General features: G+C 62.3%; 10 protein-coding genes. 6 read left to right on the top strand and 4 right to left on the bottom strand.

Annotation, left to right across the window (positions count from 1 at the left end; translation table 11 throughout):
* Positions 1-18: 18 nt before the first annotated feature.
* The 3 genes from J8C01_RS08570 to J8C01_RS08560 all read right to left on the bottom strand — a co-directional run bounded on the left by J8C01_RS08570 (position 19) and on the right by J8C01_RS08560 (position 5805).
* On the bottom strand, positions 19-3780 hold the full coding sequence (locus J8C01_RS08570) for an AAA family ATPase (protein ID WP_211431636.1): 3762 nt from the start codon (positions 3778-3780) through the stop codon (positions 19-21).
* Positions 3777-5009 carry an exonuclease SbcCD subunit D gene (locus tag J8C01_RS08565; protein ID WP_211431635.1) on the bottom strand — a complete coding sequence of 411 codons (1233 nt, stop codon included), beginning with the start codon at positions 5007-5009 and terminating at the stop codon, positions 3777-3779. The genes J8C01_RS08570 and J8C01_RS08565 overlap by 4 nt, the downstream gene beginning before the upstream one ends.
* Before the next feature lie 88 nt (positions 5010-5097).
* Positions 5098-5805 (bottom strand): response regulator transcription factor, encoded by a 708-nt coding sequence (locus tag J8C01_RS08560; RefSeq protein ID WP_211431634.1) that lies wholly within the window; start codon positions 5803-5805, stop codon positions 5098-5100.
* A gap of 181 nt (positions 5806-5986) precedes the next feature.
* Between J8C01_RS08560 and J8C01_RS08555 the strand changes: the two genes are divergently transcribed.
* The gene (locus J8C01_RS08555) at positions 5987-7039 is read left to right on the top strand and encodes a class I fructose-bisphosphate aldolase (protein ID WP_211431633.1); all 1053 of its coding nucleotides are present in this window, start codon (positions 5987-5989) and stop codon (positions 7037-7039) included.
* Positions 7036-7824 carry a dolichyl-phosphate beta-glucosyltransferase gene (locus J8C01_RS08550; RefSeq protein WP_211431632.1) on the top strand — a complete coding sequence of 263 codons (789 nt, stop codon included), beginning with the start codon at positions 7036-7038 and terminating at the stop codon, positions 7822-7824. The genes J8C01_RS08555 and J8C01_RS08550 overlap by 4 nt, the downstream gene beginning before the upstream one ends.
* On the opposite strand, the gene thiL is transcribed toward J8C01_RS08550, so the two are convergent.
* Positions 7773-8813 (bottom strand): thiamine-phosphate kinase, encoded by a 1041-nt coding sequence (gene thiL / locus J8C01_RS08545; protein WP_211431631.1) that lies wholly within the window; start codon positions 8811-8813, stop codon positions 7773-7775. The two genes, J8C01_RS08550 and thiL, sit on opposite strands and share 52 nt — an antisense overlap.
* A gap of 78 nt (positions 8814-8891) precedes the next feature.
* On the opposite strand from thiL, the gene J8C01_RS08540 reads away from it, so the two are divergent.
* The 4 genes from J8C01_RS08540 to J8C01_RS08525 all read left to right on the top strand — a co-directional run bounded on the left by J8C01_RS08540 (position 8892) and on the right by J8C01_RS08525 (position 15778).
* A complete protein-coding gene (locus tag J8C01_RS08540; protein WP_211431630.1) occupies positions 8892-11207 on the top strand; it encodes a sensor histidine kinase in 2316 nt (771 codons plus the stop codon).
* Positions 11208-11290: 83 nt separating this feature from the next.
* Positions 11291-11722 carry a hypothetical protein gene (locus tag J8C01_RS08535; RefSeq protein WP_014100213.1) on the top strand — a complete coding sequence of 144 codons (432 nt, stop codon included), beginning with the start codon at positions 11291-11293 and terminating at the stop codon, positions 11720-11722.
* 39 nt (positions 11723-11761) lie between these two features.
* Positions 11762-12049: an Asp-tRNA(Asn)/Glu-tRNA(Gln) amidotransferase subunit GatC gene (gene gatC, locus J8C01_RS08530; RefSeq protein ID WP_014100212.1), complete on the top strand. Its 288-nt coding sequence runs from the start codon at positions 11762-11764 to the stop codon at positions 12047-12049.
* Between the two features lie 39 nt (positions 12050-12088).
* Entirely contained in the window at positions 12089-15778 is a 3690-nt protein-coding gene (locus J8C01_RS08525; protein ID WP_211431629.1) for a protein kinase domain-containing protein, read from the top strand.
* Positions 15779-15836 lie beyond the last annotated feature (58 nt).

The following is a 15836-nucleotide window of genomic DNA, read 5'->3' as shown; positions in this document are numbered from 1 at the left end:
GCGCGATCATGCCCCGGCTCAGGCAAGTACGGCAACCTGACTCGTGCCACGCCCGTTGGGTTTGACGGCAATGCAGTAGCCAATCCGCTCGGCAAGTTCCGGGATGTGGGAAATGATGCCAATCTGGCACCCGGTGGCTTGCAGTTCGTCCAGCATGCCCAGTGCGGCTTCAAGCGACTGGGGATCGAGCGTGCCAAAACCTTCGTCTATGAAAAGGGACTTGACCGTGACCTTGTTGGCCGACATCGCCGCCAATCCCAAGGCAAGCGCCAGTGAAACCAGAAAGGTCTCACCGCCTGAAAGCGTGCTGATCGGGCGTACGGTATCGGCCAGGTCGTGGTCGAGAACCTGGAGTTCCAGACTGGCACCCTTGACGGCCTGCAGACGATACCGCTGGCGCAGCCGCCGCAGATAATCGTTGGCGTGGTCAAGCAGGGTTTGGAACTGAAGGTTCTGGACGAACAGGCGGAAGGTTTTGCCGTCGGCCGCGCCAATGACCGCATCCAGATCGGCCCAGCGGCGGTAAACCTTTTCCTGCGCATCAATCTCCGCAGCCAGCGCCGCCTGGCGTTGGCGGGTCTCCGCATCCTGCCTGAGCTTTTCGTCCAGCGCTCCAATGGTCTGGTGCTGGCTGCGGAGCTGCTCTGCAAGGGCCGGAAGATTTGCCTGGATGTCCTCCCGACTGATGTCCGGTGGTGCTGACGCCTGGTGGGCTTCGAGTTCCTTCCGCCTGGTATCCAACACGGTTGCCGTCTGTCTGACCCTCTCATCGAGCGCCGCGATATGCTCCCGCAGTTGCTGCTGTTCGGCTTCGGAAACAGCCAGCAGGTCATTCAGCTCCGCTTCAGACAGGCCGGCTTCGGCCAGTCCGGCATCGAGCGCCCGGCGGGCAGCCTCAGCCGCCGTGGCTTTTTCGCGGTGACGTTCCTCAGCCGCCCGGTGATCAGCCGTGGCCTGGGCTTCCTCACGTTCGGCGGCGGCAAGCGCCTGACGCGCGTCATGGAAAGCGCGTTCAGCCTGCGCTATGGCATCATCGAGTCTCCGGCAAAAGTCCCCGGTGGGTTGGCCGCCAAGTAAGGCAGCGCGTTTCGTTTCAAGGTCTGTGAGTTCGCTTGCTCTGGCGGATGCCTCCTGTTTGATTTGTTCCAGCCCGGTTTGTGCGCTGGCAAGGGCGGATTGGTGGGCGGCTATCCGGCGTTCGATTTCCTGAAGTTGCGCCGTGGCTGCCTGTCGGGCCTGAACATGTGCTTTCCAGGCGGTGGCATCGCTTCCGGCCTGGGCGAGAAAAGCGTTGGCGTCGGCATCAAGTTGCGCCTGCCAGTCGCGGTTGCCCGAAAAGACCGTGGCAAGTTCCTGAAGGTAGCGGTCACGCTGTTGTGCGTGGGTTGCGTACTGCACCCGGCAGGTCTCCAACTCACTGTGCAATCGTTGCCAGGCGTTTTCGGCCTGCCGGTAAGTTTCCTGTGCCTGGCGGAGTTGTTCCTGGCTTTGGTCAACGGCCTGTTGCGCGGCGTCCCGTTGCCGACGCGCCGCTTCGCAGGCGTTTTCTTCCGCTTCGAGCTGGCGTTGTTCTTCTGCGAGCCGTTTGGAAGCCGCTGCAAGCATCGGCTGGGTTTCCGGCGCCAGCGGTGAATCAGGCAGGCCTGGACTCCGTTGCTTTGCCCAGTCTGTCAGGAGGCTTTCTTTTTCCTGCGCTCCCTTGTCCTGACGCTGGCGCGCGGCCTCCAGCCGGGTTTCTTCAGCCGCCATCCTGCGTTCCAGTTCCAGTACAACCTGCGAGCAGGCAGCGCACTGCTGTTGAAGGGCTTCGACTTCGGCTCTGATACGGGCGACAACATCACCGGGCGGGGCTGGTTTGTCGGCGTCGGGATGTTCGGTGGAGCCGCAAAGCGGGCAGGGTTGGCCGGGAACAAGCAAATCGGGACGGCGGGCAGCCAGTTCTTCGGCGGCCTCTGCCAGACGCAGCTCGCGGAGACGCTCGTTCCTTATGGCTTCCAGCACAGACAGCTTGCACGTGTGGCGTTCGGCATCCCGTTGTAACGCATCCAGCGCCGTGCGGGCGGCCTGGGCTTCCTGCGCAGCTTCCGCGCATTCGTGTTCAGCTTTGTGGGCCGCTTCAACCAGATTGTGGAGTGCATTCAGTGTCGCGCGTTGCTCATCAAGCCGGCAGCGTGCCTCACGCCGTGCGTCGGGCGATTGGGTGCGAGTGAGATGTTCAAGGTGCTGGGTGGCGCGTTGCAATGCCTGCCGGTCGTCCGCAAGCTGTGCTTCCGCGTTCTGAAGCGCCTGGCGAGCATGCATCATTTCGGTTTTGCCGCGCTGGAGGTCGGTGGTCAGTCTGGCTGCCTGTTCTTCCAGTTGCGCCAGTGTGGTTCGGGCCTCCAGATAAGCTCTGATGTCGCGTTCCCAACGCTCATGCTGGTCAGAGACAGGCTGGAGGTGCGAATGGGCTTCCAACCACTGGCCGATTTGGGCAAGGGACTCCGCAGCCTGTGCCTGCGCCTGTTCGGCATCCGCAAGTTGCTGCTGTTGCGTCTGAAACGCCTGCCTGGCTGCTTCGAGTTGGTGTTCGGCTTCCAAAACCTGCTGCCGGGCCTGGTTAAGTTTCACATCGAGTTCGCGCGCCGCTTCGATGGCCGGCTGCCGGGCCGTGCGCTCGGCCTTGGCACAGGCAAGGTCTTTTTCGGCCTGTTCCGCCCGGCTGCGGGCTGCGTCAAGGCGCTGGCAGGCTGCGGCATGCCGCGCTGCGGTTTCAGTAACCTGTCGCGCTGCCTGCCGTTGCTCCCGGTCGGACGCCAAGTGGTCTTCGTACAGGGGACGCAGCCGATGGGCCTGATCAAGGCGGGCAAGGTACGCACCTTGGCCTTCGGCTTCATGACGCGCCTGAAGAGCCGCGTCATGATCGGCCTTTGCCTCTTGGAAAGCGGCTTCCAGTGCATCGTACCGGTCATACCACTGCCGCGCCTGCTCGTAGCTGCTGCGTTGCCGTTCAAGTTCCCGGCACCGCGCTTCAAGTTGCTCCCGTTCGGCTGCGAGTTGATGGCGTTCGTCATCGGAAAGGGGATTGAGGTGGCCCGTCTGTTGTTTCAGCGCTTCCAGTGCTTCCTTTTCGCGTTTGGCCCGCTCATGGGCGGCTATGGAAAGTGCCGTGTAGAGCCGGGTATCGGTCATGGCTTCAAGCAGGCTGGCGCGTTCTTCGGCGCTGGATTTGAGAAAGGCCGCGAAGTCGCCCTGCGCCAACAGGACCGACCGGCAGAACTGCTCGTAGCTCAAACCAACTTTCTGACTGATGAGCTTGAGGGTTTCTTCCTTGCCGTGTTCGGTTTTGCGGATGCTGTTTCCCGGTGATGTACTGTCGCCCGGTGTGGTCAGTTCAAATAACTCCACTTCCGATGGGCGCAGTCCCTGCCGGGAGGTTTTGCGCTGTGGCGGGCGTACCTGCCAGCGGGCGCGCCAGCGTTTGTTGTCGCACCCAAGGAAGTCCACTTCGGCGTAGGCGTCCCGCTGACCGCGCTGGATGATGTGCCGGCAATCGGTAAATGGCAGTGCTTCATCCTCGTCTGCGCCAGTGGGAACGCGATAGCCGCCTTTTTCGCGCTTGATACGCGGCAGGCGGTCGTAGAGCGCCAGACACAGCGCGTCAAGCAGCGTGCTTTTGCCGGCTCCGGTCGGGCCCGTAATGGCGAACAGTCCGGCACGCCCCAGCAGCCCCTGTTCGAGGGACACATCGAAGTCCGTCAGTGAGGCGAGATGACGACCGCGAATGGCGAGAATTCTCATGGCGTCATCTCCTGCAGGGTTTCCTGAAGCAGCGTGTGAAACGCCTGCTCCAGAGCTTCCGGTGGGTCACTGCCACGCTTGTCCCGGTAGCAGGCGCGAAACATGGCTTCCGGCGTGAGGTTTGTATGGCTGTTTTGTGAGAGACCGTCCGGCAAGGCGGCTCTGTCCGGCTGTGGGTGGACAAGTTCAATCCGGGCCAGCTCGGCCCAGACGCCGTTCAGCGCACGTTCAATGTCGTCTTTCAGGTTTGGCTGCGGGCGGTCAAGCTGGACACATACCTCGACCAGCGGCGGCAGTTTGTCGGGTGCGGTGGGCGTGGTGGGAAGCTGGCGCAGTTCATCAAGAACGGCGGCGAGAGGCGCTGCCCCCTGGCGCGGCACACGCAACAAATCACGTACCCGTGGGATCGGAAGCGGCTCGATTCGCGCGGCGCACTCGCCTTCGAGTTCGATGAGCACGACCTGGTGTGCATAGTCACGCTCGGCAAAGGACAGCGGAAGTGGTGAGCCGCTGTACCGCACATTGGGGCGGTTGGCGACGCACTGCGCCCGGTGCAGGTGGCCGAGCGCAACGTAGGCAATATCCTCCGGGAAAATATCGGGCGGCAGGGCATACAGACCTCCACACTCGATTGGGCGTTCAGTGTCGGAGACCTGTCCGCCGACCATGAAGGCGTGTCCGGTGGCCACCAGGGCCTGCCCTGGCTGACGCCGCTGCTGTGCGGCCTCAAAAAGCTGTGCGTAAAGCGCCTGCGCGCCCTGACGGAAGTCCTCTGCCAGCCCCACATCGGAGGGACGAATGAACGGTACGGCCACACACCAGGCTGCCACGTCACCTGTGGCATTGGTCAGCGGGACGAGCAGGCGCTCGAAGTCGGGCTTCCCGTCCGGCTGGCTGGCGAAGCCGCCGATGACGCGCACGCGGAAACGGTTGAGCAGTTCGGCCGGGGCGTCGAGCCGGCCGGGAGAATCGTGGTTGCCGCCGATGATGACAATGTCGAGCGTCGGCAGCGCCGCGTGGCATCCTGCCAGAAAGTCATAGTAGAGCCGTTGCGCCGCCGCCGGTGGATTGGCCGCATCAAAGATGTCGCCGGTGATGAGCAGCGCGTCAACGGATTGCTCTTGGAGCATACCGCGCAGCCAGGTGAGAAAGCGCACATGCTCCTGCTCCCTGGGGTGTCCGCCCAAGGTGATGCCCAAGTGCCAGTCGGACGTGTGTAGCAGGCGCATGACTCACCGTGGCTGTCCTGCCAGGATGACATCCCGGCCGGCTTCAGGACGTTCCGGCAGGTGTGTGAAGGATGCCAGCGGTTTGAGCTTACGGGTTGGTGGTGTTGGCGTACTCGAACTTGTAGCCCTGCCCCCACACCGTCTGCACGTAGGTCGGACGGCCGGGAATCGGTTCGATTTTCGCCCGGAGCCGCGCAATGTGCGGGTCAACGTTGCGGAGGTAGCCTTCCTCATCCTGTAGCTCATCGAGCAGGCGGTCACGGGAAAAGACCTGTCCCGGACGGCGCGCCATAGTGAGCAGGATGCGAAACTCGGTTGGCGTCAGTTCAATCGTCTTGCCGTTGCGGATGACGCGCCGCCGGATGACATCAATGGAAAGGTCGCCCCGGACGATGACCTCCTCGATGTCAGGAGTAATCGCCTGCCGCCGCAGAATCGCCTGGAGCCGCGCACCGAGTTCGAGCATGTTGAACGGCTTGGTGAGGAAATCATCGCCGCCGTAGGAAAAGCCCCGCAACCGGGTGTCGAGTTCGGTGTCGGTCGAAAGGAAGAGAATCGGCGACTGAATGTTGCATTCACGGAGCAGACGGCAGATTTGGAGTCCGTCGAGGTCCGGCAGGATGACATCGAGGATAATGGCCTGGGGGCGGTGCTTGGTCGCTGTCTCAATGGCTTCGCGTCCGGTAGCCGCTTCGAGCACGTTATAACCCTGCCCACTCAGGTAGGCCCCGACCGTCAGGCGAATCGTCGGGTCATCGTCAACAATCAGTACACTGGTCTTGGCGGGTTCAGTCATGGCACTTCACCATTTTTGAGTTCGTGATTTCAGGTTGAGGTGTACGAGGTATGGTACATTTGGAAGTCCCAAGCCCACAACCTGGAGTTATGCGCCGCAGTTTAGCACTTGTGATACAAAACGGCTTCGGCAGTTTTCCTGTGGATTGTCTGCATCATCTTTGCCCGGAGGTTTTCCTGTCATGATTGGAGAAATTGAACGTCTGCTTGGCGATGAAGCCGAAGCTTTGCTGACCTATCGCGCGAAAGGCATTTCGGCCGAACACCTGCATCTGCCCGGACCGGATTTCGTGGATCGGGTCTTTGCCCCATCCGACCGCTCGCCCCAGGTGCTGCGGAGCTTGCAGCAACTCTTTGATCACGGCCGGCTGGCCGGAACCGGCTACATGTCCATCCTGCCGGTTGACCAGGGAATCGAGCACAGCGCCGGGGCTTCCTTTGCGCCTAATCCCATCTACTTTGACGGTGACAACATCGTGAAGCTGGCCATCGAAGGCGGATGCAATGCCGTGGCGACAACCTTTGGCGTGCTGGGTTTTGCCGCCCGCAAGTATGCCCACAAGATTCCCTTCATCGTCAAAATCAACCACAACGAGTTTCTCTCTTACCCGAACAAGTACGACCAGGTGATGTTTGGAACGGTCAAGCAGGCGTGGAATCTGGGCGCAGTGGCCGTGGGTGCGACGATTTACTTCGGCTCACCCGAATCGAGCCGGCAGATTCAGGAAGTCTCCGAGGCGTTTCAAGCGGCTCACGAACTGGGTATGGCAACGATTCTGTGGTGCTACACCCGCAATGCTGCCTTCAAGACAGCCGAGAAGGATTACCACGTGGCAGCCGATCTGACAGGTCAGGCCAATCACCTGGGGGTGACGCTTCAGGCCGACATCATCAAGCAGAAACTGCCCGAAAACAACGGCGGCTATGAAGCCCTCAAGTTCGGCAAGACGCACAAAAAAGTCTATTCGGAGCTGGCGACGGACCATCCCATCGAGTGGACGCGCTACCAGGTCGCCAACTGCTACATGGGGCGGGCCGGTCTCATCAACAGCGGCGGTGCGTCAGGTGATAATGACTTTGCCGAAGCTGTCCGCACGGCCGTCATCAACAAGCGCGCTGGCGGCATGGGGTTGATTTCCGGGCGCAAGGCTTTCCAGCGGCCGATGTCCGAAGGTGTCAAGCTGCTCAACCTCATCCAGGATGTGTATCTCGCCCGGGAAGTGACCATTGCGTGAACGATACTCCTGCTCTCAGTTTTGTCATCCCGGCCTATAACGAAGCCGCCCGTCTTGCCCCGACGCTGGAAAGCGTCGGGGCCTACTTCCGGGATTTTGCCGGCGGGGTGGAAGTCATCGTCGTGGATGACGGCTCTTCCGACGGGACAGCCACGGTTGCGGGAAAGCTAGTTCCTACCCTTGCACGTCAGGGGCTTTCCCTGCAGGTGTTGTCCAATCCGGGCAATCAGGGAAAAGGCTACAGTGTGCGGCATGGCTTTCTGGCGTCCCGCGGCCAGGTTGTGCTGTTTTCGGACGCCGACCTTTCGACACCGTTGACCGAAACTCCCAAGCTGCTGGAACCGATTACCGCCGGGCAGTACGATGCGGCTATCGGCTCACGCGACCTGCCGGATTCGCAGATTGGTGTGCATCAGTCCGCTCTGCGCGAGTTTGCCGGCCGGTGCTTCAACCGCTTCGTGCGGGTTCTGACGGGACTGAAGTACGCCGACACCCAGTGCGGTTTCAAAGCCTTCCGGCGGGATGTCTTTCTGCCCGTCTTTCAGGCGCAGCAGGTGCGGGGCTTTGCCTTCGATGTGGAAATTCTCTATCTGGCGCAAAACATCGGCGCGCGGGTGGCCGAAGTGCCGGTGGTGTGGAATCACGCGGAAGGCTCGAAGGTCGGTTTCAACTGGCGTTCCGTGCGGCCGTTCTGGGATGTGGCCCTGCTCCCGTGGCGCTGGCAGCGGGGCGGTTACGCCCAGGTGGCGGCCGTTCCTGCACTACCTCCGGGCCTCACAAAGTGATCATAGCCACGCGCCGGAAGCGGGTGGGTTTCTCCATCTATGTGCAGGGTGATGTCGTGGCCGGCTGTGATGCGTCCGATGCAGGTAAGGGAAACGCCGCCGACCGCCGCTGTGCCGCTCAGCGCCGCCACGGTTGCCGCCTGCCGGGGAGAGACCGTGAAGAGCAGTTCATAGTCCTCACCGCCGTCGAGCGCCAGCCGACGCGCGGCTGTCTGATCGGGGCCGATCGCCACGGCTGCCGGGGCAATGGGAAGCGCCGTTGCTTCCAGCACCGCGCCAACCTGGCTGGCTTCGCACAGCCGCGCCAGATCGAGTGACAGTCCATCGCTGATGTCGAGCATGGCCGTGGCCAAGCCATGTGCCGCCAGGTGTTGGCCCAGTTCAAGACGCGGTTCCGGGAACAGAAACCGCGCTTCGGAAGCCGCATCAGGCGGCGCGGCCCCCTGCTCAAGCGCCTGAAGGGCGGCGGCAGCCGCGCCAAGGGTTCCACTCACAAACAGGTAGTCGTCCGGCCGGGCCCCGGCGCGTGTGACGGCGCAGCCAGGAGCGATGTCACCTATCAGGCACACGTCCACGAACATGGACTGTGGGCTGGCCGTGGTATCTCCGCCGACCAGACTGACCTGCACCCGGTCAGCCAGAGCCAGCAATCCCTGTACGATGTCTTCGGCCAGCGGCTGCGCTGAAGGCGGAAGGGCCAGGGAAAGCAGGCAGAACCGGGGCGTCGCGCCCATGGCGGCGCAGTCACTGAGGTTGATGGCCAACGCCTTGTGCCCGATGGCCGCAGCCGGTACGTAGCGCTGGCGAAAATGAACATCCTCAACCAGGGCATCGCTCATGACGACCAGGTGGCGTCCGGGGCGCGGCGTGATGAGGGCGGCATCGTCTCCAATCCCAATCTGGAGATCAGGACATCCACGGCGTGCGACGGACTGGAGACGGCGGAGAAAATCCCGTTCGGAGGGCATGGCGCGGTTAGTTTCGGGCAAAGGTAAAACCGGTCGGTTGTCAGGCCGCGGCTGTGTTACAACTAACGGGCATCCCACTTGAATGGCTTTTCAGTCGGCATGTCTTCCGAGCACCCGGTGAGCATCGTCAACCCCCAGGAAGCGACCCGTGCGCTGCGCGCCTATCGTTTGCGGCGGGTACGGACGCTGTCCCTGCTCATTCTCGTCATCGTGCTGCTGGGAGCGCTCGTCGTTCAGTCGGCGTTCAATGTGCTGCCTTTTCTCGCGCCGCGCAATGTTTCGGCGACGTGGATGCTGTATGCGCTGTCGGCGCTGAACTTTCTGGCGCTCATCATCCTGCTGGCGCTGCTGATTCGCAACGTCATGAAGTTGCAGCAGGAACGGCGGCAGCGCACGCTCGGGACCTCCTTCCAGACGCGCCTGGTGACGGCTTCACTCATTGTCTCCGCCCTGCCGCTGCTGATGCTGTTTTTCTTTGCCTACGGGCTGTTGAACCGCAGTCTGGACAAGTGGTTCAACCTGCCGGCCGAACGCTACCGGGAGAGCGCCGTGGCTATTCAGCGGTTGGTGCTGACCCGCGAAATGCGTTCCCTTCAGGATGACGGGCGCGCCGTCGGGCGCCGGCTGGTGTCCTGGCTGGCGGGCGAAAAAGCGCCGGGACAGACGGAAAGAAAAAAGCTGCCGGAAAGTGCGCGAATGGAACAGGCGCGGAAGCTTTTTGTGGATGAAGCGCAGGCGCTCGGCATTGAAGCCGGCCAGTGGCTGGACAGAGAGGGACAGCCCCGCGCCATTTTTGGCGACTGGGCCGGACTACCACCGGACTTCATCGCCGGTCTGCATCGGCGCGCGCGGTCGGACCCGTTTCCGACAGGCCATCTGGAGAGCAATCTGAGTACCTTTATCGCTGCGGCCGTTCCGGTCGGGGAAACCAGAGACGTGCTTGTGGTTGTGCGTACGATGCCGCCGGTGCTCGACCAGAAGATTGCCGAACTGACCCAGGTGGCCAACCAGCGGGCAACCCTCGCCGCCGAGTCGCGGACGCTCAAGCTCAACTACCTGCTGATTCTGGGGTTCGTCACGCTCTTTCTGATGTTCGGCGCGATGTGGTTTGCCATCACCACGGCCCGCTTTGTCGTCGTGCCGCTGCGGGCGTTGGCCAAAGCGACGGAAGCTGTCGCACAGGGGAATCTCGATTATGTTGTGCAGGTCGAAGCCCAGGACGAGCTGGCGGTGCTCGTGGATTCCTTCAACGCCATGGCGCAGCAGTTGCGCGTCAACCGCGTACAGCTTGATGAGCGCCGTCGCTATATCGAGACCATTCTGGGAAGTCTGTGTACTGGCATTGTCTCGCTCGATACGCAGTGGCGGGTGACGACGTTCAACCCCGCCGCCTGCAATATGCTGGGCGCGACACTGGTGGTCGGCGATGAATTTTTGCTGCATGTGCCACCGGGGAATCGGGGGGATTTCGAGCGGCTTCTACGGCGCGCCCGGCGGGTGCCCCAGACGACCCTGGAGACCGAAATCCGGTTGCCCAACCGCCCCTCCCTGCAGGTGGCACTGACGGCCACGAGGCTTTCGGACACCGGCGGGCAAATCACCGGCATTGTGGTAATGCTCGACGACATTTCACCCATCATGCAGGCCCAGCGCAACGCTGTGTGGAGCGAGGTCGCGCGGCGCATGGCGCATGAAATCAAGAATCCGCTCACGCCCATTCAGCTTTCCACCGAGCGGATTGCGCGCAATGTCGCGCGGCAGGCGGCGCATCTTCCGCGCCTCCGGGCAACGGTCGAGGAATGTGCGGCGAGTATTATTGGCGAAGTAACGACGCTCCAGCGGCTCGTGGACGAGTTCTCGCGTTTTGCCAAGCTCCCTGATGCCCAGCTTGCGCCGGGTTCACTGGATGACATCGTTGAGCGGACGGTCGTCCTGTATGCCGAACGGCTGGGCGGAGTCCGATTGACCACTGAGCTGGCCGGCAATCTGCCGCCTGTGTTGCTCGATGCCGAACAAATCAAGCGGTGTCTGGTCAATCTCATTGACAATGCGCTGCACGCCATTGAAGCTGGTGGCGAAAAACCGGCGCGGGGCGAGATTCGCATCACTACAGAATATGCGGCGGCGCGGGAAACCGTCCGGTTGCGGATTTCGGATACCGGCGTCGGGATTCCGCCGGAAGCCCGCAACCGCCTGTTTGAGCCGTATTTTTCGACCCGTGAACGGGGAACGGGACTGGGGCTGGCAATTGTCGCGCACATTCTGGCCGACCACCGGGCCACGATTCGCTACGAACCGAACCATCCACGGGGGGCCACGTTCGTCCTTGAGTTTCCGGCCGCCGAGGTCCCTTCCCGGCACACGGCGGCTGAAGCATCCACGCTGCCCATTGGGCCTGTAATGCCTATCGGGTAAGCCGGCAACCCGAAGGCACAGAGCGTGGAAGGTTGAGCAAACCAACATGTTGAGCAAACCAAAGGAGCAGGAGAGGGCTGTTCATGCGAAAGGTTGTGTTTGGTGTGTGTCAGGTGGTCAGTGTGGCGCTGGTGCTGGGGATGAGTCCGGCCTGCAAAAAGCAGGAAAGCCCGGATGAGGTTGTTGTTGCGGCCAGCCAGTCCTCACGGGACAATGCGACGCGGGCCAGCATGCTCACGATTGCCCGTGTCGAGTCGTCCTTCCATGCCGCCCACGGGCGCTATGCGTCCCTGGCGGAACTTGTGGACGCCGGTTTTCTGCCGAACGACCCTTCCGAAGCCAGGATGTCACAATTTTTCATTGAGGCTTCAGAAAACACATTTGCCTGCTATAGTGTGCCTACCGATTATCCGGCTTCGGGACGGATGTCCTATTTCATTGACCAGACCGGAAAACTGCGCGGGAGCGACCGGCGTGGCGGTCGGGCGTCAGCCTCGGACCCGGTCATCGAGTAGTTTTCTTCCAGCTTTCACGCTCTTTTTTTGGAGGAAGCGATGGCCATTACCACTCAGGATGTTGAGAAAATCGCCCAGCTTGCCAACCTGCGTCCCTCGGCGGCTGACCTTGATCGCCTGGCCGCACAGATGGGCGCCATCGTCGGCTACTTCGACCGTTTGAATGAGCTGGACACCACGGATGTGCCGCCCATGTCGCACTGTAGTGCCGTGGGCGATACGGCCCTGCGTCCCGATATACCGCACACCCCACCCGGAACCGAGGTCGCCCTGGCCAATGCCCCGGCGTCCGGGTACGGGCACTTCAAGGTTCCCCGCGTGCTTTGAAAACCGGCACCGGTCATTCACATCGTCGGCGTAGCTTCCATGACAGGGTGCAGACGGCAGCGTTCAACCTGGCACGAGCTGACCTGGCGGGCGCTCCGGGCCGGGTTTGGCCTGCTGTTGTGCCTGTCCTCTGGTCAGATGGTGCCTGCCCGGAAAACAGGTGCCGGGGCAAAGCCGGCTGCGCCGGTCCGTCCGCCAGCCGTCCCAAGTGCGTCGGCCCCGATGACGTTTCTGCCCGGCGCACACACGTTTACCGATACGGACGGCCTGCCCCAGAACTCGATCATGGCGATGACCAGCGACGCCAACGGGTATCTGTGGATTGGCACGCAGGACGGGGCCGCGCGCTATGACGGCTATCAGTGGCACCGCATCAACATGCCCGGCGCAGGAACATCCAACTGGGTTCGCGCCCTGCTTCAGTCCAGAGACGGCCGGATGTGGTTTGGCACGCATGCCAGCGGCCTGTTTGCCTGGCAGGATGGGCAGTTTGTTGGTCACTACCAGTCCGGGCAGGCCGGCTTTCCCCACGATATGGTGACGGCGCTGGCCGAGGTCCCGGAAACCGGCGGCGGCGCGACGCTCTGGGCCGGAACGCCCGGCGGGCTGGCCCGCTTCGATGGACAACAGTGGCAGACCTTCAACCAGTCCAACGCCGGCTTGCCCAGCGACGAAGTTCGCACCCTGCTGGCGACGGAACGTGGCGGACAACCCCTGCTGTGGGTGGCGACCAGTCGCGGACTCGTTGAATGGCAGGACGGGCAGGTGCAACGCCTCCATTCCACCACAACAGAAGCCATGCCAGCCGATGACATCCGGGCTTTGGGTGAAGTGCGTGAACCCGACGGGACACGTACCCTGTGGGCCGGTTTTGCCAACCATGGCGTGGCAACCTACCGCAACGGGCAATGGCAGGTGGTGCGGGAAGACTTTGGCGGCACGAAGCAGATTCGGAGCCTGGCCGTGACCTACCAGCCGGATGGGACCGCGACGGTCTGGGTCGGCACGAATGGCGGCGGCCTGGCCGCTTACCAGAACGGAAACTGGACGCTCTATAATGCGGATACGCGGGTCATCCCCAACAGTGAAGTCACCTCGATATATGAGACCCGAACAGGGAATGGCCCGCCGCTGCTGTGGGTCGGGACGAACAGCGGCGGACTGGCGCGCCTCCGGCTTGGCTCATGGCAGCGTGTCACCTTTCCCCCGGAGATGATCCCCACCGTCGGGGTCAAAGCCCTGCTGGAATACACGGAACCGGATGGCTCCCGCACCTTCTGGATCGGGACGCGCAACCACGGCGCGGCCCGTCTGCGGCAGGGGCGCTGGGAAATCTTCCAGATGGAAAACAGTCCGCTCCCCAGCCGCTTTGTGTCGTGTCTGCTCAAAACCGACCGCGTCTCCGGCGGCCCGGCCGTGTGGATCGGAACCGCCACGGGCGGTCTGGTACGCCTTCAGAACGGACAATGGACGGTGTTCAACCGGGAAAATGGGGCATTGCCCGACAACGGCATCTGGAGCCTGCTGGAAACGATCGATGAAAACGGGACACCACGGCTGCTCGTGGGCACGGAAAAAGGCGTAGCCGTGTGGCAGCAGGGGCGCTGGAGCCGGTTTCCCCTCGCCGAGTCGGGAGTGGGCAATGAATATGTGACGGCCATGCTCGCCACTCCCGACCCGGAAGGTGGGCAGCGCCTGTGGTTCGGCACGTTTGGCGGCGGGGTGGCTATGCTGTACCGTGGGCAGTGGACAGTGTACAACCGCGCCAACGGCACACTTTCCAGCGACGTGGTGCGCTCCCTGCACGTGTTGGTGGACGGAAACCGGCGTACGCTGTGGGTGGGCACCTACGGCGGCGTCACCGTCGGTGAGTGGCAGGAAAACGGCATCAAGTGGCATACCCTGAATGACAGCACCGACCCGGCGCTCCCGAACAACGTCATCTATGAAATCCGTCACGACCGGCAGGGGCGCATCTACCTGTTTACGAATCGCGGTGTGGCGCGTCTGACGCCGGATGCCGGCCAGGGGTGGCGTCGCCCACGACTTGAAACCTTTACCACCGAAGATGGCCTGCCAAGCAACGAGTGCAACGGTGGGTCGGCGCTGTGCGACAGTGAAGGCCGCCTCTGGATTGGCACCGTGGCCGGTCTGGGCGTTTTTGATGAGCGCCTTGAAAACCGGGAATACCAGACAGCACCGCCACGTCTTGTGCGCCTGCTTGTCAACGGGCAACCCCGGAAGTTGGAAGCGCGCCTGGCACTCCATCACGGGGAAAATGAGGTGACGTTTGAATATGAGTTGCTGGGTTTCTTTCGCAGCGCCGAAACCCGGTACTCAACACAACTCATTGGTTATGAGTCACATCCGACGCCTTGGACGCCTGACCGTCGGCGCACCTTTGCCAGTCTGTCGCCCGGCACCTACACCTTTTGGATTCGCAGCCGGGACTACCTTGGTCACGTGCAGGAAGTGACGACAGCTTCCATCACCATTTCCCCGCCCTGGTGGGTGCGCTGGTGGGCCTTTACGCTCTATGCCCTGGCGTGTGTGGCGCTTGGTCTCGGCATCATGCAGTGGCGGGTGTATGTGCTGCGCCAGCGGACACTCGCCCTCGAAGCCAAAGTGGCCGAGCGGACGGCGGCTCTGGCTGCTGTCAATCAGGACCTGGCTGAAAAGAACCTTAAACTGCTGGAAGCCAACCGCGACCTGGCGCGCAAGAACGAAGAACTCGACGAAGCGCAACGCCGCACCGATCTGGTGTTCAGTGCCCTGGCAGAAGCCCTGCCCGGCAAGGTGCTCGATGGCAAGTACCGCCTGGATGTGAAGATCGGTGCCGGTGGCTTCGGTGTTGTGTATGAAGGCACGCAGCTTGCCCTCAACCGCAAGGTGGCTGTCAAGGTGTTTCGTCCGATGGCTGGCAACGATTCTCCCCAGGCGCTGGAGCGTTTCCGCCGGGAAGGCATTTCAGCCTGTCGCGTCAATCACCCGAACGCCGTGGCCGTGCTGGATTCCGGCGTGTCTGCGGAAGGGATTGCCTACATCGTGATGGAGCTGTTGCGGGGCTACTCGCTCTCCGACGAGTTGCGGCGGTATGGCACATTGTCCCCCACCCGGTGCGCCGAAATTCTCATTCCAGTGCTCGATGTTCTCGATGCCGCCCATGCCGAAGGTGTGATCCACCGCGACATCAAGCCCGACAACATCTTTCTGCACCAGACAAAAGACGGCGAGGTTGTCAAGGTTGTGGATTTTGGCGTAGCCAAGCTGATACGGGAAGAATTGTCGGGCGAGCAGCTCGTCAGCGCGCTGGGCGTCGTCGTGGGCACGGCCGCCTATCTGGCGCCGGAGCGCATTAATCATCTGGAGTATGATGGGAGGTCGGATGTCTATGCCGTCGGGGTAATGCTGTATCAGATGCTGACGGGACTGCTGCCCTTTATCAGCGCCAGCGGCTTTGTCGGTATCGCACTCCAGCATCTGACCCACAACCCCCGACCGGTTCACGAGGTCGTGCCCGACGTTCCACTGGAACTCAGTCGTCTGGTGGCGCAAGCCATGGAAAAGGACCCGGCCCGGCGTCCTACGGCGCGTGAAATGGCGGTGGCCCTGGGGAGCTATCTGACCAAATCCACTGCCGTCAACAGTCGTGGTTTTCCGAAGGTGACACCGGACACGCCGCCTGATGATGATCCTTTCAACGCTCCAACCCTCATCAGTCAGCCCTGATTGCCGTTGGGGAACGTGCTGCGGTCGGCCCAGTGGGCCATTGCTGTCCAGACCTGCA

The sequence above is a fragment of the Chloracidobacterium sp. D genome (assembly GCF_018304685.1).
Classification (GTDB): domain Bacteria; phylum Acidobacteriota; class Blastocatellia; order Chloracidobacteriales; family Chloracidobacteriaceae; genus Chloracidobacterium; species Chloracidobacterium thermophilum.
The sequence above is the reverse complement of the archived record's forward strand: the minus strand, read 5'-3'. Positions and strand labels throughout refer to the sequence as shown.